15 protein-coding genes and 1 pseudogene are annotated in these 18,869 nt (G+C 63.7%); 11 read left to right on the forward strand and 5 right to left on the reverse strand.

Translation table 11 applies throughout. The annotated features are described in order from the left end of the window. Positions 1 to 318: 318 nt before the first annotated feature. The 8 genes from GVY39_RS26595 (at position 319) to GVY39_RS26630 (ending at position 10,293) form a co-directional block, all read left to right on the forward strand. Entirely contained in the window at positions 319 to 516 is a 198-nt protein-coding gene (locus GVY39_RS26595) for a hypothetical protein (RefSeq protein WP_159929476.1), read from the forward strand. A 217-nt stretch (positions 517 to 733) separates the two neighbouring features. Then, entirely contained in the window at positions 734 to 2,221 is a 1,488-nt protein-coding gene (locus tag GVY39_RS26600; protein ID WP_159929474.1) for a DUF3375 domain-containing protein, read from the forward strand. Continuing rightward, on the forward strand, positions 2,214 to 2,921 hold the full coding sequence (locus tag GVY39_RS26605; protein WP_159929472.1) for a DUF4194 domain-containing protein: 708 nt from the start codon (positions 2,214 to 2,216) through the stop codon (positions 2,919 to 2,921). The genes GVY39_RS26600 and GVY39_RS26605 overlap by 8 nt, the downstream gene beginning before the upstream one ends. After that, positions 2,918 to 6,271 carry an ATP-binding protein gene (locus tag GVY39_RS26610; RefSeq protein WP_159929470.1) on the forward strand — a complete coding sequence of 1,118 codons (3,354 nt, stop codon included), beginning with the start codon at positions 2,918 to 2,920 and terminating at the stop codon, positions 6,269 to 6,271. Before GVY39_RS26605 ends, GVY39_RS26610 begins: the two co-directional genes overlap by 4 nt. After that, on the forward strand, positions 6,268 to 7,539 hold the full coding sequence (locus GVY39_RS26615) for a Wadjet anti-phage system protein JetD domain-containing protein (protein ID WP_159929468.1): 1,272 nt from the start codon (positions 6,268 to 6,270) through the stop codon (positions 7,537 to 7,539). The genes GVY39_RS26610 and GVY39_RS26615 overlap by 4 nt, the downstream gene beginning before the upstream one ends. Before the next feature lie 472 nt (positions 7,540 to 8,011). Next, positions 8,012 to 8,932: a hypothetical protein gene (locus GVY39_RS26620; RefSeq protein WP_159929466.1), complete on the forward strand. Its 921-nt coding sequence runs from the start codon at positions 8,012 to 8,014 to the stop codon at positions 8,930 to 8,932. Next, positions 8,929 to 9,495 (forward strand): Pycsar system effector family protein, encoded by a 567-nt coding sequence (locus GVY39_RS26625; protein ID WP_159929464.1) that lies wholly within the window; start codon positions 8,929 to 8,931, stop codon positions 9,493 to 9,495. The genes GVY39_RS26620 and GVY39_RS26625 overlap by 4 nt, the downstream gene beginning before the upstream one ends. 69 nt (positions 9,496 to 9,564) lie before the next feature. Continuing rightward, positions 9,565 to 10,293, forward strand: a complete 729-nt coding sequence (locus GVY39_RS26630; RefSeq protein ID WP_159929462.1) for an adenylate/guanylate cyclase domain-containing protein — start codon at positions 9,565 to 9,567, stop codon at positions 10,291 to 10,293. Between the two features lie 30 nt (positions 10,294 to 10,323). Here the strand turns inward: GVY39_RS26630 and GVY39_RS26635 are convergent, their stop codons facing one another. Next, complete coding sequence (locus GVY39_RS26635) at positions 10,324 to 10,548, reverse strand: hypothetical protein (RefSeq protein WP_159929460.1); 225 nt, start codon at positions 10,546 to 10,548, stop codon at positions 10,324 to 10,326. 959 nt (positions 10,549 to 11,507) lie between these two features. Here GVY39_RS26635 and GVY39_RS26640 point away from each other — a divergent pair. Together GVY39_RS26640 and GVY39_RS34655 are read left to right on the forward strand one after the other, a co-directional pair. Next, the gene (locus tag GVY39_RS26640) at positions 11,508 to 11,678 is read left to right on the forward strand and encodes a hypothetical protein (protein ID WP_159929458.1); all 171 of its coding nucleotides are present in this window, start codon (positions 11,508 to 11,510) and stop codon (positions 11,676 to 11,678) included. Between the two features lie 233 nt (positions 11,679 to 11,911). Beyond that, positions 11,912 to 12,171, forward strand: a pseudogene (locus tag GVY39_RS34655) (ISL3 family transposase); the annotation flags it as partial. A gap of 20 nt (positions 12,172 to 12,191) precedes the next feature. On the opposite strand, the gene GVY39_RS26645 reads toward GVY39_RS34655, so the two are convergent. The 3 genes from GVY39_RS26645 to GVY39_RS26655 form a co-directional block, all read right to left on the reverse strand. Beyond that, on the reverse strand, positions 12,192 to 13,952 hold the full coding sequence (locus tag GVY39_RS26645) for a UvrD-helicase domain-containing protein (protein ID WP_159929456.1): 1,761 nt from the start codon (positions 13,950 to 13,952) through the stop codon (positions 12,192 to 12,194). Then, positions 13,949 to 15,796 (reverse strand): ATP-dependent endonuclease, encoded by a 1,848-nt coding sequence (locus GVY39_RS26650; protein WP_159929454.1) that lies wholly within the window; start codon positions 15,794 to 15,796, stop codon positions 13,949 to 13,951. The genes GVY39_RS26645 and GVY39_RS26650 overlap by 4 nt, the downstream gene beginning before the upstream one ends. 904 nt (positions 15,797 to 16,700) lie before the next feature. Beyond that, entirely contained in the window at positions 16,701 to 17,525 is an 825-nt protein-coding gene (locus tag GVY39_RS26655; RefSeq protein ID WP_159929452.1) for a hypothetical protein, read from the reverse strand. 61 nt (positions 17,526 to 17,586) lie between these two features. On the opposite strand from GVY39_RS26655, the gene GVY39_RS26660 reads away from it, so the two are divergent. Continuing rightward, positions 17,587 to 17,997, forward strand: a complete 411-nt coding sequence (locus GVY39_RS26660; RefSeq protein ID WP_159929450.1) for a hypothetical protein — start codon at positions 17,587 to 17,589, stop codon at positions 17,995 to 17,997. Positions 17,998 to 18,199: 202 nt separating this feature from the next. Here GVY39_RS26660 and GVY39_RS26665 read toward each other — a convergent pair whose 3' ends face one another. Beyond that, entirely contained in the window at positions 18,200 to 18,490 is a 291-nt protein-coding gene (locus tag GVY39_RS26665) for a helix-turn-helix domain-containing protein (RefSeq protein WP_236565692.1), read from the reverse strand. Between the last annotated feature and the right edge of the window lie 379 nt (positions 18,491 to 18,869).

Raw genomic sequence — 18,869 nt, forward strand, 5'->3', positions numbered from 1 at the left:
AGAACAGGTTTTGGTGATCGGAGCCATGGACACGACGCGGGCGCAGCTCGTACAGGTGGTCACGTTGCAGGCGTGAGTCGACGGCCTTGAGATGGTGACCGTCCAAGACGAGGGGCACGCTCCATTTGTCGGCCTACACGGTGACGGCGAAGCCGCCGAAAATCTGTGGTGCCAGCGGGTGGTGCGAGGGACTCATGTCGCGGTAGATGGGCTGCGCAAGGGTGCAGATGATTTCTGGATTACCGCGTGGCAGCGGGAGATCCGGGCAATCAAGTGTACGCCCGGCCGGAAGTCGTCGCGCTGGTGGGTGTTTCATGATTGCTGCACAACGACCGCGCGAGTGTTGGTATTCGACTGGTGACCGGGAGGTGTCTGGACGAGGCCCAGTATCCGCAACGTTGGCTGGTCAATCTGGAGGTGGGGGCGATTCTGTCTGTCATCTCGGCGAGAAGACACTCGATCGACGTGTCGTGGATGCCGGGATGTAGGCAGGACGGTGAAGCCTTCAGCCAGTGACCCGCGGTGCGGTTGACCGGTCCCTGTCTGACCAGCCCCCTGCAGGGTAATGTCGACTCCGCGACCGATGTCTATGGCTACTGGCGTGACGCCCTCTACGGACTCAGCGTTGCGTGAGGTGGTGGGCGCGGAGCCGCTATGGATCCCGTGGCTCAGAGGTACTGAGCGCCTTATATTTCTGGCTTGTGTGTCGGTCACCCGACGTACTCTGGCGCCGATGAGTATTGCAGGCGTAGAGGGTGCGTATCAGGGGGCTCTTCGGGCGTTCAAGACCCCGATGCTCGATTTGCTCCATCAGACGTATGCGCCGTTTGTGGTGACCATGTTGGCGACAGTGTTCACGGTCGAGCGTTCCACGGTGGCCGTGGCGGACGCGCATGCGGAGATCAGCGATGCGTTGAACCAGTTGCGGGCAGTGGGATACGGCGAGGAAGACCAGTTGCCGTTGCCGGTGGGCAGCGCGCGTGATCTGTGCCGTCAGTGGGTGAACGCTGGGTGGCTCGTGCGCCAGGTGCTGGACAACGAGGTCGAGGTGTATCGGCTGTCTGCGCACGGCGTGGGCGCATTGGAAGTTGCGGGCCGGGTGGGAGGTTCGCGGACACGGGTGTCGGAGTCGCGGGTCCGGACGCTGTTGGAAGCAGTTGAGCGGCTGGCGCAGGACGCCGACCCGGATGTGACGGCGCGGATCGCCCGTCTGAGAGGGGAGATCCAGGAACGGCAACAGGAGTTGCGGCGGCTCGAGGCTGGTGGCCCTGTCGAGTCGATCGATGATGAGCGGCTGGTGGAGGAGACGGAAAACGTTCTGCATTTGGCGCGGGAGCTGCCAGCAGACTTTGCCCGCGTGGCGGAGTCGATCAAGGCCATGCAGCGGGACGTGGTTGCTGATCTTCGGCAGGATGTCCGGCCGACGGGGGAGGTGTTGCGTGAATACCTCGAACAAGGACAGCAGATCATGGACGCAACGCCCGAAGGGCGGGCGTTCGCAGGGGCGCTGCGGTTGATCGGCGATCCAGAGCAGATCGATGATTTGTCGAGCAGGTTGCGCACGGTGCTGCGGCATCGGTTCACCGTGCAGTTGACCGAACCGCAGCGGCGGGAGTTCACCGATATCGCACGCCGGATCGAACGAGGCGTCAAGGAGGTGCTGACAGCGCAGCGGCAAGCGTCGCACGTGATCACGACCCAGGTGCGCAACCATGATCCGATGCGGGACCGGCAAGTGGACGAGTTGCTCCGTGAGGTGATGACCGGCTTTCAACGATGGATGCCCGGCTCCCGGCGCGGTGAGCCAATCGAGCCCCTGCGCCGCCTACCAACCGCCAGCGTCGAGCATCTGCGTCAATCGGTGAGCAATCTACGCCCATTCCAGGCGCCCGCACCGCTGGCCGAGTGGAACCCGGACATGTTGCCGGACAACGATACCCGGGCATGGGGCGGCCCGAATTACGCGGCGCTGGATGAGCATCTAGCACGGTTAGCCGCCGAAACGGACACCATCGAAATCGCGGCTGCGTTCGGTGCGGCACCCGAAAAAATCCGCCGCCCAGTCGATTTGCTCGGTCTGCTCGAGCTCGCGCATCGCGCTGGTATGACCGAAACTGGAGAGGTTGTCACCGTCGAGGCGGTCCGACCGGATCAAACTCGGCGGCGATTCGCGTTCGGTGGCGTGGTCGCGGCGGCGAGGGAGGGGGCGGCGGATGAGTGAGACGAATGCCGACGGCAGCTCGTGGTCGGAGACGGAGGACACTGGGTTCATCGACCCGGTGTCGATGGAGGAAGACCCGACCGAGTTGTTCGCCGGCGACACGGGCACGCTGGACGCGCAGGTGCGGCGGGTGCTGGTGAGACTGCTGCAGCGCCGGTTCCTGCTGGCCGACAAGAATCCGACGCAGTGGCGAACGCTACTGGAGAACCAGCAACTCATCGAGTCGCGGCTACACGACATGTTCGTCCGGCTCGTGATCGATCACGAGCGCGGCATCGCCCACAAGCAGCAGGTGCGATCAGCGGAACTCGATGTGCCGATCCTGTTGAGAGACGACCCCTACAACCGCGCCGAGACGCTGGTACTGGTCCACCTGCGCACGGTATTCCAGCAGGAACGGGTCGCGGGTGAGATGTCGGCGCGCGTCGATATCGAAGAGCTCGAGCAAACGGTGCTGACCTACTTCGATCCTGATGACACCAACCTGGCACGAGGGCAGCAAGAGATCCGCAGCGCGGTGACGCGGTTGGCCAAGGAGGGGTTGATCGAGGAGGAAACCTCGGGCCGGTACCGGATCACGCCGCTGGTGGAGGTCGTGATGAGCACGGAGAAACTCAGTGAGCTGAGTCAGTGGTTGCGTGAACGCAACGACGGCCCAGGCCACATGGTCGACGACGCCACGGGAGATATCGCGTCATGAATATGATCGACACGCTGTTCGGGCTGATCCCCGAGGCGTCCCGCGGCGAGCAGTGGGTGGCGCGGGATCTGCAGCTGGTCAACTGGGGCGGGTACGACGGGCATCATCGTGTGCGGTTCGCGCCCGGCGCGACCCTGCTGTGCGGTGAGTCCGGATCGGGCAAATCGACTCTGATGGACTCCTATATCGCGTTGATCATGCCGCACACGATGCCGTTCAACGGAGCCTCCAATGGTGGTGTCGTCGGTCGGCCGCGTGGCAAGGATCAGCGCAACATCCTGTCGTATGCGCGGGGAAAACTCGATGAATCCCGTACTGGCGGCGAGACGAAGGCCCGGGTTCTGCGCGGCGACGGCCGGGACACCTGGTCGGCGATCGCGATGACATGGGTGGATCGGTCCAGTGCACAGTTCACTGCTGTGCGGGCATGGTATGTGCCGTCGTCGGCCCGCTCCCTCGACGACCTCGTCAAGGTACGAGCCACCTGCGACGGACCCTTCGACCTACGCACGCTGGCGGGACCGGCGAACAAGCGGCTCGCCGAGCCCGCAGTGAAAGCACTCGGACTTACCTGCCACCCCACAGATCTGGAGTACACCGCACGGCTGCACACCGCCCTCGGGATCGGCGCCGCCGGTGACGGAAACAAAGCAGTCGCGCTGCTGGGCCGGATTCAGGCAGGACAGCAGATCACTACCGTCGATGCGTTGTACAAAACGATGGTTCTCGAGGAACCCTCCACCCTGTCCACCGCTGATGAGGTGGTCAAGCAGTTCGACGAACTGTCCAGCACGCGCAAACAGATGACCACCGCGCGCCAGCAGGTCAGGGCTCTGACCCCGATCCGGGAGCATTGCAGCACAATCCACGACGCGCGCGAGCGCGTGCGCATGATCGAGGTCATCGGATCGTTCACCGACTCCTCGTCGCCAGCGTGGTTGTGGCGGCACGAACGACGAGTCGAGTTGCTGCGCGCTGCCAAGGAAGACCTACGGCAACGTCGCGAGGGAGCCGACCGAGAAGTAGATGCGCAGTCGGCTCTCGCCGATGCGGCCAAATCCGAATTGGATGGAGTAGCAGAGACTCTGCGTGCTTCCGGCGGCGACAGGTTGGACAGAGCCCATGGCGCGCTTCGCGAGGTGGACAAGCGACTCGACGAGGTCAGACGGGCGCGCACACGACTCGACAAAGCGTTGCATGTCCTGGACGCCGAGGTAGCCGGCGAAGAGGATTTCGCTGCGTTGGTCATAACCGCACGCCGATTGCTCGATGACAAGATATCCAGGCAAACCGCTCAGAACAACTTCGCCGAAGCTAAGGCGCACCAGACGACCGTGAAGCACGGACTGGTGGAGTTACGTGCCGAGCGCAAGGCCGTCGCGGCTCGCCGGGGCAATATCCCCACCGAGTTGCATCGAGCGCGCGCGGCGCTCGCGGAGGCCGCTGGTCTCACGCTGGATGATCTGCCGTTCGTCGGTGAACTGATCGAGGTGCATACCGTATTCGAGCCGTGGCGCGAAGCGTTCAACCTCGCCCTGGGCGGGTTCGCCACCAAGATGCTGATCGACATCGCACACCTGAACACGTTTCGCGAAAAGATCAACACCGTGCGCACCGTTAGGCGCATCCAGTTCGAGGGCGTGCGGACCGGATTGCGGGACGAGATCGGGCTCGACGATCGCAAGCTGCCCGGCCGCCTCGACTATCGTCCCTCGCCGTTCACGGCCTGGCTCAAAAGCGAACTCGTCAACCGGTTCGACTATGTCTGCGTCGAAAACCCCCGTCTGCTGCCACAGCATCCCAAGGCACTCACGATCACCGGTCAGATCTCGGACGGCACACGCGGTGCGCACGGCGGCCAGGGACGGGCCAACGTCCTCGGCTTCACCAACGACCGGCTGCTGAGGGGCCTCGATGAACAGATTCGCGACGCCGAGAAACACGAGACCACCGCAGACAAGCGATTGAAAGACGCGCAGGACGCCCTCGACTCCTTCGAAGACCGCCGCAGCGCCTACCGTACTGTAACCGAACTGTCCTGGGATCAAGTCGATGTCGACTCCGTCTCGGCCGAACGGGACCGATGGACAAAAATCATCGACGAGGTTCACTCTAACAACCCCGAAATCGACCGGCTGCAAGCGCAATTGAATGCGCTAAAGGCCAAGGTGAAGGACCTCGCCGAGAAAGCGGTCCGGGCCAAGCTGAAAAGGGAAGGCCTCGACGACGCTTGGAAAACAACCACCGCCGACGCAGCCGACGCCCAAGAGGAACTCGACACCGCCCGCCAGTCTGGTCGCGAGATCACCGCGGAGCATCGCGACTATCTCACCGCATTGTTCGGTACGGGAATCACTGGCGATGTCCCAGCCGACGAGGCCCTCAAGCTATTCGATGCCGCCACCCACCGTGTGACCGATCGGCTCGCCACCGATCGACTGACGGCGACGAACGCGATCGCCAGCGCCAAAAACGCACTGTCCGAAACGTTTTCGACATTCGTCGAACGCTGGCCGAACCCGAACCTCGGTACCGACCCTGATGCCTCCTACGATGATTTCGAACGCCTGCTCACCGACCTGGAGACCAGCCGACTGCACGAGCTGGAAAGCCAATGGCGCGACAGCCTGCTGAAACTGTCGGGCAACGACCTCACCAGCCTCGACAGCGAACTCGCCACGGCCATCCGGGAGATCCGCGACCGGATCGAACCGGTCAACCGCATCCTCGCCGACCTGGCCTTCTCCGATGATGACCATCGACTGCAGATCGACCCACAAGAAAGCCACTCGACCGTTCGCGCTCGCTTCCGCAAGGAGCTGCGTGATGTCCGCCGCCTGATCGACCAGGCCGGCACCGACACCGAACGCGAGCGTGCCTACGGCCGGATGGCCAAGGTGATCGACCGCATCCGACGCACGGCCCCGGACTTCGCCGACCTGATCGACGTGCGCAACCACATCCGCATCAGCGCCGAAAAGCGCAACGCCGCAAACGAACACGTCGCGCTCTACGACCACATCGGAGAGAAATCCGGCGGCGAGTCCCAGGAACTGGTGGCCTTCATCGTCGGCTCGGCCCTGCGTTATCAGCTGGGCGATGCGGGTGCTGAACGACCCCGCTACGCTCCAGTCTTTCTCGACGAAGCGCTCATCAAGGCCGACGCCCGCTACACCGGTCGCGCCATCGGTGCCTGGCGTGGCCTCGGATTCCAGCTCATTATCGGCGCCCCCAACGACAAGAACAGCGCCATCGAACCGCATGTCGAGGCCGAGTATCTGGTGCTCAAGGACACCCAGAGCCGCTCGTGGGCCAAACCCATTATCGGCGTGCCTGAGGAGCAGGAGTGACCGCCCGTCTGGTGACAGTGCAGGAGGCCGTTGACTCGGTTTGCCGCAGAATCGACCAGAAGTGGGCTGACGCTGTGTGCGCCGAGCACGGTATCAGTGCCCCCCTGACCTTTTCGGTGCCGCTTCGCCCTGGCCTGTCGACGGGGAAAAGAGTCGGGCAGATCGGGTACGACCGCTGGCACGAATGGCATGTGGCCTGGCGCCTATTCGAGACACAAGTCATCAGTGGAATCGAACGGGTCCAGATCATCCGCAAACCGGTGACGATCCGCGGTGTAGCTGATGAGTTCCCGGCGATGCTCGTAGCCGAAACTACCGCCGCTGCTATCGAACTCGTGGCCCGAGCCCAAGCGAGCCCCCTGGCCGTCGACATCGATCGGGCCCGCTCCCTCGCCGCGGCACTCGCCGCCGTCGGTGCGACTCTGACCCCTGCAACCTTGAAGGCCACCTACCGGCTCGCGGATTCTGACACAGCAGTTCTGTTCGAGGCTGTGTCCTGGTTACGCGACCACCCCGACGTGGGCGGCTGGACCGCCCGCCAGCTCCCGGTGCCCGGTATGCACTCCAAGTGGCTCGAAACCCACAGTGCGCTCCTGGCGATGGTGGCAGGCCGCGACGTGCGCGCCGAAGTCAGGCCACGACTCGCCGTCGTTCACTTAACCTACGTAGACCCCGACTACACCGCTTCGGGCAGGCGCAGGCACGACTCGTGGACCACCGGCGACGTACACGATCTCGCGTACGAGCCACGGGTCGTCCTCATCGTCGAAAACCGTGACTGCCGCCTCTGGTTCCCACCTGCTCAGGACACGATCATCGTCGAAGGAAACGGCAAGGCCGCCGCGTCTCTTCTTGCCAGCATCGCCTGGATACGCGAGGCCGAACACGTTGTCTACTGGGGTGATATCGACGCCGACGGCTACGCGATCCTCGACCGGCTTCGCGCCACGATGGGCACGCCCGCCACCGACAGCCTGCCTGTCAAAACGGTCCACTCCATACTCATGGACGCTGCCGACCTGCACCGGTACGCCCGTCACGGCGTGAACCACGACAAAGCCGGTCACCCGATCAAGCCTTCCCCGGCGCGTCTCACCCACCTCACCCAGGCCGAAGCCGACGCCTACGACTCCGTCGCCACCGCAGGACCCGCGCCTTTCCGGCGAATCGAGCAAGAGGCAATGCCACTTTCTGACGTTGCGGCACGACTTGAATCATTGATCAACACTCTCGACTCCGACCTTGCTTCCCGATCGGTGACACCTTGAGGTTGCCTCGGTGGCTACACCGAAGATGTCCTGGAAGCGCTGGCCATCCTTTCGACCTGCTTGCCACTTGGCAAGGTCGATCCATTTCGCCTGGTCAGGTAGACGCGCAACATTGTTTGATGATTCCGCACCTCGTCCGCCAATTACCGACCAGCAGGGAACACCGCTCGGCTGGAACGCCGGACGCCGCCCGCGACGAGCACGCCGTGGCAGGTGTCTAGCTACCCCTCCCCACACCCCCTCGTCGACGGCCGCCGCGGCACCCCAGTGGCAAGGGTCGCAGGCCCGCGGCAGTACCTCTCAGTCAGAACCTCATCGAGGTGGTCTCGCTGAGGAGGTCCCGGCGGCCGCCGACCATCCACGTTGACGATGCGGAGTCGTCGCCGAGGTATCGGCCGCTGAAATGTCGGAGGGTGGGGAGACGATGTTCAGGCTGACCGTATCCGCCTACTCGAAAGCTGGGCCGCCGACAATGACTGTCGCCCTGGTTGAACTCCTTGACTCGCTCGATGAGCGGGTAAAAACCGAATTGTCCTGCAAGCCTGACGTGGTTGACCGCGGCCACGAGCTGAACGTCGACGCCTTACCGATTCAGGCCCGTCGGTGGCACAAGTCCACCGATGTGGTGGCCGTGTTCGCTGATCTGAAGAACAGCAGCCAGCTCGGCGTCAGCATGCACGCCGCGAGCACTGCGAGCGTGTACGAGGCCGCCGTGGGCGGAGCCGTCGACATCCTGGATAAGTTCGGCGCCAACTACCTCGACATCCAGGGCGATGCCGCCTTCGGCGTCTTCTGGGGTGACATGCGCACCGAACGTGCCCTGTGCGCCGGTATCACGATCAAGACCTTCAGCCCCGCGATGGCCGAGCAGTTCGAGAGCAAATGGCCGACGCAGCCCGATACCGGGTTCCGGGTAGGAATCGCCGCAAGTACGATCCTCGTCAAACGAATCGGTGTCCCCCGGCACCCGAACAAGCAGAAGCCCGTATGGGCTGGCCGGGCCGTCAACTACGCGAGCAAGGCCGGTTCTGCGTGCGACCGCCACGGCCTCGTCGTCACTGGCACGGTCTGGGACCGTATTGAGACCAACGACTATCTCACCGCCACTTGCGACTGCGGGACCCCGAGCGACCGCCTCTGGGAGGACATCACCATCGAGCGCCTCAGAGCTGGTGATGAGGCCGACGCTGCGGGACGGCAACTCACGGCGCCCTGGTGCAGGATCCACGGCGAACAGTTCTGTAGAGCCATCCTGGACGGAAAGAAACGGCGCGCCACTGTTTCCGAGGCTCTGCACGCCTCGATCCTGGCGAGCCAGAGCAGGGACGAGTTCCGCGCTTCCGCCCGCCGCGAGCGGCGGCGGTGGTCGATGAGCGGTGCGGCGGTCCGATGACGATGATCAACCGTCCCCACCACACTCTGCGCCCGACTGTCACTGCGTCAGCGCCGGATCACACAAACGCGATCACCTTCGGTTGGCGAGTACACCAAGCTCAGGAAGCGTGGACCGCGAAGGTTGATGTCAAGGCCAGCATCGTCCTCGCTCTCGACGGCGCGGTACTGGTCTCGATCATCGCCGGCCACAACAAGGATGGTGTGCTCACTGAACTGACCGGCTGGCGCAGCCTCATCGAGGTTCTCGCCGCGATCTCGATACTCGTCGCTCTCGTACTCGCTGGCCTGGTTGTTCGACCGGCGCTCGGCCCCAGCCGCCAGCACCGCGCCCAGCACAGCACCCACATCATCTACTTCGGGCACCTACGGCACTGGGACCCGCCGCAGCTCGCCACGAGATTACGATCGCTGACACCTGACGAAGAGACCGACCAACTGGCCCAGCAGGTCGTCTCGATGAGCCAACGCAACTGGTGGAAACACCGACTCCTTCAATGGGCGCTCTACACCACCGCCCTCGCCGCCCTGCTACTCGCTGTAGCCACGCTGTGGCCGCGCTGACCATTTCGCACGCCCTCGGGTAGGAGTCGTGGGGCTTCCAAGCGTTCGCCGTCGAAGGAAGGTGCTCGTATGGGCTTCAAGGACGACTGCACAGCAGCGGTCGCTGAGATCGCCAAAACGCCGTTCAACCACCGGTACGGCCAAGTGGTGCCGAAGACCGAAGACATTGTCATGCGAGACGGGGCGGTGAGACTCGAAGCGGTCTACCTCTACTCCGACATGGCGGATTCGACGGGACTCGCCCGCCATTTCAGCCCGGATGACGCCGCCCGGATCATCCGGGCGTACCTCAATGCCGTCTCACGCGTGATCCGCTTCCGTAACGGGGCCATCAGGAGCTTCGACGGTGACCGGGTTATGGCGATTTTCGTCGGCGACAACGCAGCCTCCGTCGCGGTCAAGACAGCACTCAACATCACCTGGGTGGTCGAGAAAATCGTTCACGAACAGCTGAAAGACCACATCGACCGGTATTTCGACTGCTACATCGAAGATCGCTGGAGGATCCGGCATCGCACTGGTGTCGACCTCGGGGATGCGTTGATAGTGCGTGCCGGCGTGCGTGACAACAATGACTTGGTTTCTATAGGCGATGCCCCCAACATCGCCGCGAAATTGAGCGACGTGAAGAAGTTTCGAACGACGATCAGCGATCGTGTGTACGACGAGCTCGACTACAACTGCAAGTACGGCGGCAAGGACGACGTCGACATGTGGACGGGCCCCCTTGTCGCCGATGTTGGTAGCGGAAGGACCGAAGTCGTACACGGGTCCAACTGGAAGTGGGGCCTGTCCTGATCCTGCATCTCCCGATGCGGGTGGGCCGGTTCAGTCCGGCCGTGTGACGGAGCCCTTCCAGGGATCGAGCATCCATATCTGCTGGGGGTGCTCGGTACCGCTGAGGATCATCCATGGGATTGGGCTCTGCGGGTGCCACAGCCACTCATCGACGACGCCAGCGCGTCGGTAGTCGCGGTGTCGATCGCCCCAGTCGGCATCGGTCAGTCGATAGCTCTGCACCTCGAGCGCAACCTCGCTGCCGTCAGCGAACACGACACGGACATCGCAGCGTCGCTTACGGTTCGGCAGCCACACCTCGCTGCGACGTCGACGACATCCGGTTGTATTCGAGCCCACGTCGCGACAGCTTCCTTGCTAGAAAGGTGCCACTCCGACTCCGGCTCATGCTCTCCCTCCGGCGGGCCCCTGGCCCGATGGATGCGCGAAATGGGGTCGCCGAACCCCGCCGATGGGGCCTTTCACCACCAGCGGCACTTCGGTACCCGGCGCAGCGTCGATGCCCGCATAGCACAGCGCACACACCAAAGTCCGGTCGCCGCGGTAGCTCCTCGCCCGCAGCTCGTCCATACGCGGATCGGCGGGATCCGTTGGCGCATAGTCGTACTGCTGGCGAACGAGGTCCAACGCGACTGTGAGTTTGTTCGAGGTACCCACCTCAGAACACCCCTCTTCTCGAATGGGCGGTGGCCTTCCAGCAGCGGCAGCTGCAGGAAGCCTTGGCAAGGCCGCGCTAGTCGAAGTGGGATGTGTTTAGAAGTCCGGCTCGAAGTCGAGTCTGAGCGCATGTGATGCGGTAGCAGTAAATGTCAGTCACGTTGGCGCGCCGAAAAGTTCGAGATGCACCAGTTTCAACAACTTTTGATTGCGGCCTGTCTCGATCGTACGACGGCCTGGCCGCGATGTCACGACGATCTCGGCGAGCATGGATGCACAACCCAGCACTCTCGCCAGCCCGCTGGTGTCAGCAGGACGCTACCGGCCCCAACGGGTGCGGGAAGTTGGTCGCCCGGTCCTATGCCGAGCCGTCGCGGTGCGCGAAGGCCCACAGCTGTGTCACCGCTAGCTCGACGTCGGTCATCGAGCCTGCGGTAACGCGGTCAGCAGTCGGTGCGCCAGCCGCGTCGGTTCATGCGTTCGAAGTAGGCGTCATCAGCGGCTTGGATCTCTGCATCGGTGGCCTGGCGAGGTTCAGGTTTCGGCGTAGAATCCGCTTGGGCGAACAGCAGTCGCAACGGCTGCTGGGGACGCAGGTCCGCGCGCTGGACGATCTGTTCGGCCTTCGCTTTCGCGTCGGGGCGGGCGCGGCGATGGCAGTCGAGAGGGCGGTGGTGAGCTGGGTGTTGTTCCAGCGCATGGCGCCGGGGCGATCTGCAGGTTGGTGATGTCACCGGCAGCGTTGACTTCGACGCTGACACCGCGGACTTCACCGCGGCCCCGCACCGCCGCGACGGCGTTGGACAGTCGCTGGCTGTTGCGGCGGATCTCGGCGAGGTTGTGCTGGAGCTGTTGCTCCCAGGCGGTCAGATCGGTCATCGACGGCCCGGCTTCTTGGCGATCTGCTTTGACCGGTCCCCGATGACGGGACCACCTGATCTCATTCACTGGGGACGGGCCACCTAGATTGCGGGCCGAGTCCTCGCGGGTGCCCGGGTTCCATCTGCGGACGGTGGCCGACGTGCCGCTGGATGGACGACCTGTGGGTCGTACGAGTGCGTGTCCGGAGGCTGGTGTGCCCAACGACGAATTCCATGAGCACATTCCCGGTGCGTTGGAGCGTTATCCGCAGCGCTGACCGGCCAGGTCCGGTCAGTAGTGCGGGAGCTGGCCGGACGGCCCAGCGTCCGGCTGGTGGCGGCGCTGCGGCCGCGGTTGTCAGGCTTCCTGACGGCAAACCTCTAGCGGTCGGAATGCGGCGCGGGTGGCGGCCGACCGCCCGGCGGTACTGGGGGTGTCAAGGCTAGTGCGCCGCTTGGCCGGACGAGGATGACGAGGTGGCGGGCGCGGGTGATGGCCACCCGCAGCAGCCTACGGTCGGCCTGCTGCTGCTTCGACGCCGGGTCCGGGTCAAGGAGCGGCATATCGTAGCGACCTTCGACGATGACGACAGCGTCGAACTCCTTGCCTTTGGACTTGTGCATCGTCATAACGTGCACGGGCGCGTCACTCGGTTGTTGCACATCGATGGCTTCGGTCGCCAGCGCCGTCCGTATGGCGTCGACGGCCCCGAGATACCCAAATGTGCCGTCCCACGTGTCCGATAGCGCCCACGCTACGGAGTCGGTCGCGTCGAGGAGTCGGACTAGCCGGGCCTTGGTGGCGACCTCAACGAGTTCAGAACTGCCGCGCAGGGTGGTTCGTGCGATTTGCCAGTCTGTGATCGATCGACCGGTGAACGATGGTGCGACCTCGGCTGCTTGGAGTAGCACTTTCGCGGTCTTCGAGGCGGGCCTCCTTCCGCTCCGGATGGCATCGATGGCGCGTTCGAGAGTCGCGATGACGCCCCGCGCGCCGACTGTGCCAAGGCCGACCTTGACGAGGTAGTAGTCGGCGAGGCTCTGGAGTGTGCTGATCGCGGCATCCTTGGCAGACCGCCTCGGCCACTCAAGGATGCTGCCGACGACGAGGGCAGAAGCGGCCGCCAACTCTGGATCCCAGTACAGGATGTGATCAATGGGGACCAGGTGCTCGCCTTGGAAAGCCGCTTCCTCGGACAGGGAAGTAGAGATCCTGCCCGCGAACGCGTTCACTCGTGTGAGAACCGCCAGTGTGGGCGGGGCCGACAGCTGTTCGCCGAGCCAACTCAGCGCGCGCTGGACAACCCAATGGGTCACCTGTTCCGGTTTGTCGTATTTGTACCCGATGAAGCGGACGTTGGTGGGTTTCGCGGTCGGGGTGTTGCGTAGGGCCGCGTTGGCGTACTCAAGAATTCCGGACGCGGGACTGCGGTGGTTGTCCGACGACAGGTCGAACGTCTCCGGCTCAAGCGCCTTCTTCGCCTCTTCTAGGCGATTCTCATCGACTCCGTCGATGTGGTCGAAGATCCGTTGGTCTGGGTCGGCGAGGCAGATGATCGTGCTTTGTTTGCTCAGCGCGCGAACCACACGCCACTGGTCGGTGTTGGTGTCTTGGAACTCATCGACGACAACCACCGGGTAGCGAGTGCTGTACAACTCGCGCAGATCTGCGCTGCGCTCGAAGAGCTCGGCCACGGTCGGCGCGAGTGTGTCGAATACGTACAGCGACTCGTCGGCCGCGAGGCGCCGCTTCTCGACTGCCCATGCGTCCGCGTCTCCATCGAAGTCCGCGCGTCGCTGTGCTTCTCGTTCCGGGGTGATGAATCGTGCTTGTGCGCCGGTTATAAGGCGTCCGTGACTGCGCACGAGGTCGAGAAAGAACGAGTGGAATGTTCTTACTGAGAGGGTCGACCGTTGCTCGCGGTTCAGGGTGCTCTGCATTCGGTCGGATACCTGTCGGACGGCGGCCCGGGAGAAACTGAGGAACAGGATGCGCTGCTCGGCCTGAAGTTCTGTGCTGCTCCTGGCCGCCTTGAGTAGCGCGATGGTCGTCTTGCCGCATCCAGGTCCGCCCTCGATCACGATGTGGCCGGGAGCTGCGAGAATGGCCTTTCGCCGCTCGTCGAGTTCGACCTTTTTCACTGTGGGACCGGGTCGGCCCCGGCAACCTGCTCGTCATTCGGGGCGTCGGACGCCGCAGTGGCTTTTACGCTCGCGGCGATGTCTTCGTCGATGGCGCGCAGGAAGTCGACGTAGGTCTTGGGAAGCTCGCTGGCGTCGCCCGCCTCGGCGACCAGCAGTGCAGCGTAGCCGTAGTACGCGCCCTTGCGGGCAAGCAGAACCTTCTCCGCCAGCTCTTCGACAGCCTGGTCATCGGAGTCTGGGGCGAGGTAGCCGCATTCCGTTGGGTAGTCCGGCATAGATGCAACCGTGGCGAGGAAGGCACGCTTGGGTCGGATCGGCATCTCGTCCATGAGCAGCTTCTCAATGCTTTTATGGGGTATCGGCAAGTAGATGTCGAACGCTTCGGCTTGCTGCGCGGCATCGGCTGGGAAGGGGCTGTTGGGGGTGTCGTGGAGGCCGTAGCAACGCTTGCCAAGTGCCTTGAAAACGGGACCGAGGGGAGGGACAGAAGCGTCGCTCTTGGCGTTGTAGATGGAGACACCGGCGAGGTCGAGATGGGTGTAGGTCACGGTCGGGTCGGCCTCCATGACGTCGGCGACTGCGGGTATGACAGAAGCCTCAGTTCCGCCTTCGACTACGAGGACTCCTCGACCGAGGATGGCTTCGGCGAACTGGCGGCGTTCCTCGCGCACCTTCTTCGGCTTCATCAAGACGCCGAGGTCGAACGGGTCGCTCGTGAGAACACCTTCATCCGTCCGCGACAGCATCAGGACGCTTTCCGGCGCGAATCGCTCGATGACGTACGGCGAATGGGAGGTAACGATGGCCTGCCCCATGCGGCTACGCACGAAGTCGACGAGGCGACGCTGCGCATGCGGCGGCAGCGCGATCTCCGGCTCCTCCATGGCGAAAATGACCGCGTGGTCACCCTTGAGTTCAGCGATGTAAGTGAGTAGCGCGAAGACCAGCAGGTTCAGCGAGCCGGTGCTGAGGCGGTTGAATGGCACGGCGTGGTGACCCGGCGACGCTGTGACGAACATCCGCAGCGTCTCGCGGATAGACTCACGTGTCAGGTCTGACGGGTGAACATGCACTCCACGGTCGTCGAGTGCCATGAACTTGCCAACGCGGGTTTGTATCTCGTTCAGGACGGCGTCAAGCTTGGACTTTTCGCGCAGGTCGAGGTCGGCAAGGGCGGTGCGGGCGCGTTCCCAGAGATCTCCGGTGGCCTGATCCTCAAGGCGAACGATTGTGTCGAGCAACGAGCCCCGCTGGAAGCTCATGGCCCGGGTGCCGGTGCGGTTGGTTCGCAGGTATAAGTACCCACAGTAGCGCTTGTCATCGCGTCCGAAGACGCGGCGACCTTCGCCGAGTTCGGTGGATCCGGTCGACAGGTCGTCGATGACTGGAGCGGGGTGGGCGAAGAAGGTGTTGCCCTCGAAGTCATCCTCGTTCGAGTCGAACCGCCCCAAAAATACAAGCGGAAGGCACCAAGGGTGCTCGTCGGCGGTCTCGACAGCGTTGGGGTTCTGGTCGGCGAAGTCACGCTCGCCGACCGACCACTTCCGGATGAAGTTGCCGAACCTGGTCAACGCGGTGTCGCTGAGATCGACGAGGACTACCTCGATCTCGACCTGAGGAGTCGACTCACCGCACGGCTGGTAGTTAGCGCCGAAAAAATCGTACTCATCGATAACGGGGCGCCGGAACATACGCTCAGGACCTAGGACGAGATCAAGCGCCTCGCAGACCGTCGACTTGCCCACACTGTTGCCGCCGACGAGTAGCGCGTTTCCGTTGAAGTCAACGCGTCCCTCGGAGATGCCTCGGAAGTTCTTGATCTGGACCCGACTGACGCGCATGTTGTACCCCCTTGGATGAACTCGTAGACCTTACCGATGATCGCCCACGACAGTGTCACAGACTGCTCGCCTGATGCACGCTTCTTTGATGTGAACGGCCGGTAGGATTTTGGGGGGCACCGCCTTCACGTTCTTCCTGTTCAGCTAGCTCTCCGCCAGCGCCTCTCCATGCAGCGTTCGACAGGAGGCCAGGTGCATAAGAAACGTCTTCTGCGCCAGCGGCTCCGTCCCGAGCTCGTCATCGAAATGTGCATCGACACTCGGGGAGAGTTCGCTCTGGTCACACCGGAGCATGAGAATGGCGCGAAGAAGGGCCACAGCGTCGGCCAGGACGCGCTGCCTCGGGCACGACAGGGTGTTCCTGGGAATCCACCAGAGCCTGTCGGCGGAACGTGATTGGCGTTCCGTTGACAGAGCCGAGATCAGCACCGCCTCCTGCTAGTTGAGCCTGCCGAGGAGCAATTCGAGGAGGGAGCCGATCTGTATTTGCCAAGACAGCGCACTGACTAGCGGCACCAGGTGACAGGAGTCAGAAGGCACCGCCTCACAGCGGAGGCTTCTCTTACAGGTCAGGCACGGTCACCGTGCGTTTTAGGCTGCGTGCCGCGACCAGACTCCCCATCTGGACTCGAACCAGGAACCTGCCGTTTGGCATTCGGCTGGCCGTCGAAAGCTGGGGCCAATCTGGGGCCACACGCTGTGCGCGGCCGAGAACGACCAGCACGTTTGGAATGTTGCCGCATGCTCGAATACCGGGTTTGACGTGTGCAAATGACATTAGCCCAGAGCTGGGGGTCAAGTGGTCGCAGGTTCAAATCCTGTCAGCCCGACAGTGAAAACCCCTTCCGACCAGCGTCGGAAGGGGTTTTCCCAGTTCATGCGGTAGGGCTGATTCGAGCGGTTCTCACAGAAATCTCACGTTTTCAGGCTTGTGGAGCCTCGGGCCCACCGCTCGAGCACGTCTCGATTGTCCGGAACGGTTTCCGGCACGTCGATGTAGTGCGCCTTGGCCACTGCGCGGGTGTTGCCCAGTTGGCGGGCGGCGCGTTCGGGGTCGCCGTAGGCGTGGTCGACGGCGGTGGCCGCGCCTTTGCGGAACGTGCGCGGGGTCACCCAGGCGAAGTTCTCCCCGCGCCGCGCGCCAAGTGCGGCCGAAGTTGTTCGGGTTGCGCAGCGACCCGTTTCGGGCAGGGAACAGCAGTCCCATCGGGTTGGGACGGTCGCCGACTTCCAGGTCCTTGACCGACTCCCGGACCGCCTCGACGGTGTGGGCGGGCAGCAGGATGCGCCGCCACCCGTTGTCGGACTTCGGGGCGGGTTTGCGCACCCATTTGCCCTTCACCTCGACCAGGGTGCCGGTCACGTCCAGGTAGGGCTCGGGCGCGTCCAGATCGATGTCCTCGAGCAGCAGCGCGAAGACCTCGTGCGGGCGGATTCCGGTGCCGGTGATCACGTCGACCACCCACACCACCGTCCAGTCCCGCGGCGGGCCACAAGTGTAGGCCGGGGTGCCGGGTATTGCCTCACCGGCCGCCCACGCCCGGACCTGGGCACGGAACGCCGGTAGCGCGTCCTGGTCCTGCACCTTGCCGCGGGCCGGCGGCTTGCGCCGGGTGAACGCGGCGACACCGTCGACCGGATTGCTGTCGAGCACGCCATGCCGCACGGCGATCGCCATCATCGCGCGCAAGATGATCTTGTGCTGCTTGGCTTTCCGCCGCAGCCCCATCCCGACGAGTCGTTTGAGGTGACGGTCGAGCTCTCCAGTGGTGGCCTGCCAAATCTGGAGATTGCCGACCGAGTTCTCGATCTTGATCGTCTTCTTGTTCGCGCGCTTGTCGGGTGGAGACGTAGACCTCGCGGCGATAGTCCTCGACGTTGCCCGGGGTGTAGGCGTCATCCGCCTCCATCTCCATGATCAGCTCGGCCGCCAAATCGATCAGCTTGGTGTTGCGCGTGATCCGCGCGTATCCCGACTGCTGCCGGTGATCACGCATGGCTTCGGCGAGGCGGTTGCGGGCCTCGTCGGCTGTGTCTCCCATCCGTTCCAGTTGCTGCGGCCCCTGCGCGGTGTAGAAGCGAACCGTCGCACGCCATTTGCCGTTCTTCTGTTTCTTGGGCTTGCTCGGCTGGCCGAAGGTGCCAACCGGCTTCGGCAGTCTGCCTCCCATCGATCGCCTTTCAATCCGTCGAAATGCTGAGCCCACCTCGCCGCGACCGGATTACGCGCAGCCCGGCGCGCCGATCCAGATGGTTCGCGGTGGAGTTCCGAGACTTCGTGATCTAGCGGCAACAGCGCAAGAGGCATCTGTTTGCCACAGATTAGCTGTAGTGTTTTGTTGCCCGGCCGAGTTGCCGACGATGACGGACGCGGTCGCCGAATCTGTCATCCGACACCAGCACTCAAGTGGACCCTGCGCTGCTTCCTCCACCGGTGGCGAGTTGCTGTTCTTCCCAAGCAACGACGTCACTGACCCGGTAACGCCGGTATCTGCCCATGCGGGCGAATCTGGGGCCGCGGCCCGCCGCAGCCCACGCCGAGAGCGTCTTCTTCGGAATCTTGAGTCGCCGAGCGACTTCCTCGGTGCTGAGCCAGATCTCGTCGCCGCTACCGTGAAGCACCGGACCGCGGTGCCGCTCCGCGCGGCCGTCATTGCTCGGCATCGACGGCTTGGACGGGGGTCTCGAAGACATGGGTCACCTCAGTTGAAAGGACCCTGCCTGCCGATTCTCACCCACCATCCATTCAAGCTTCCCGGCGACGATTGCGCCAGTGGCCATGCTGATCGGCGGGGTTGGTCACGGCCTCTCGAGGCCGCTGACGTCCCCGCGGGCTCACCCCCCGCAAACGCGAGGAGCCTCCGGCAAGAACGACATTGCCGGAAGACACCTCGCCTCGAGATGCGGGTGATGACACCGAGTCCGTTCCAGCGGACCGTAACGCCGTTGACCTAGGTTTTCCTTGAAGCCGCCTGGGGGAATCGAACCCCAGAGGCGTTGTCCGCGAAATCCTTGGTCAGCGAGCCGACTTCAGTGCATACTCGCCGCTCAACCGCTGTTTCACGACGTGTCG

The organism is Nocardia sp. CY15 (assembly GCF_009829295.1).
Classification (GTDB): domain Bacteria; phylum Actinomycetota; class Actinomycetes; order Mycobacteriales; family Mycobacteriaceae; genus Nocardia; species Nocardia sputi.

What these genes read in the sequence shown, in the direction of transcription:
- GVY39_RS26600 (WP_159929474.1), top strand. Translation starts at nt 734, where the DNA reads ATGAGTATTGCAGGCGTAGAGGGTGCGTATCAGGGGGCTCTTCGGGCG.
- GVY39_RS26605 (WP_159929472.1), top strand. Translation starts at nt 2,214, where the DNA reads ATGAGTGAGACGAATGCCGACGGCAGCTCGTGGTCGGAGACGGAGGAC.
- GVY39_RS26610 (WP_159929470.1), top strand. Translation starts at nt 2,918, where the DNA reads ATGAATATGATCGACACGCTGTTCGGGCTGATCCCCGAGGCGTCCCGC.
- GVY39_RS26620 (WP_159929466.1), top strand. Translation starts at nt 8,012, where the DNA reads ATGACTGTCGCCCTGGTTGAACTCCTTGACTCGCTCGATGAGCGGGTA.
- GVY39_RS26625 (WP_159929464.1), top strand. Translation starts at nt 8,929, where the DNA reads ATGACGATGATCAACCGTCCCCACCACACTCTGCGCCCGACTGTCACT.
- GVY39_RS26630 (WP_159929462.1), top strand. Translation starts at nt 9,565, where the DNA reads ATGGGCTTCAAGGACGACTGCACAGCAGCGGTCGCTGAGATCGCCAAA.
- GVY39_RS26650 (WP_159929454.1), bottom strand. Translation starts at nt 15,796, where the DNA reads ATGCGCGTCAGTCGGGTCCAGATCAAGAACTTCCGAGGCATCTCCGAG.
- GVY39_RS26655 (WP_159929452.1), bottom strand. Translation starts at nt 17,525, where the DNA reads ATGGGGCTGCGGCGGAAAGCCAAGCAGCACAAGATCATCTTGCGCGCG.
- GVY39_RS26665 (WP_236565692.1), bottom strand. Translation starts at nt 18,490, where the DNA reads ATGTCTTCGAGACCCCCGTCCAAGCCGTCGATGCCGAGCAATGACGGC.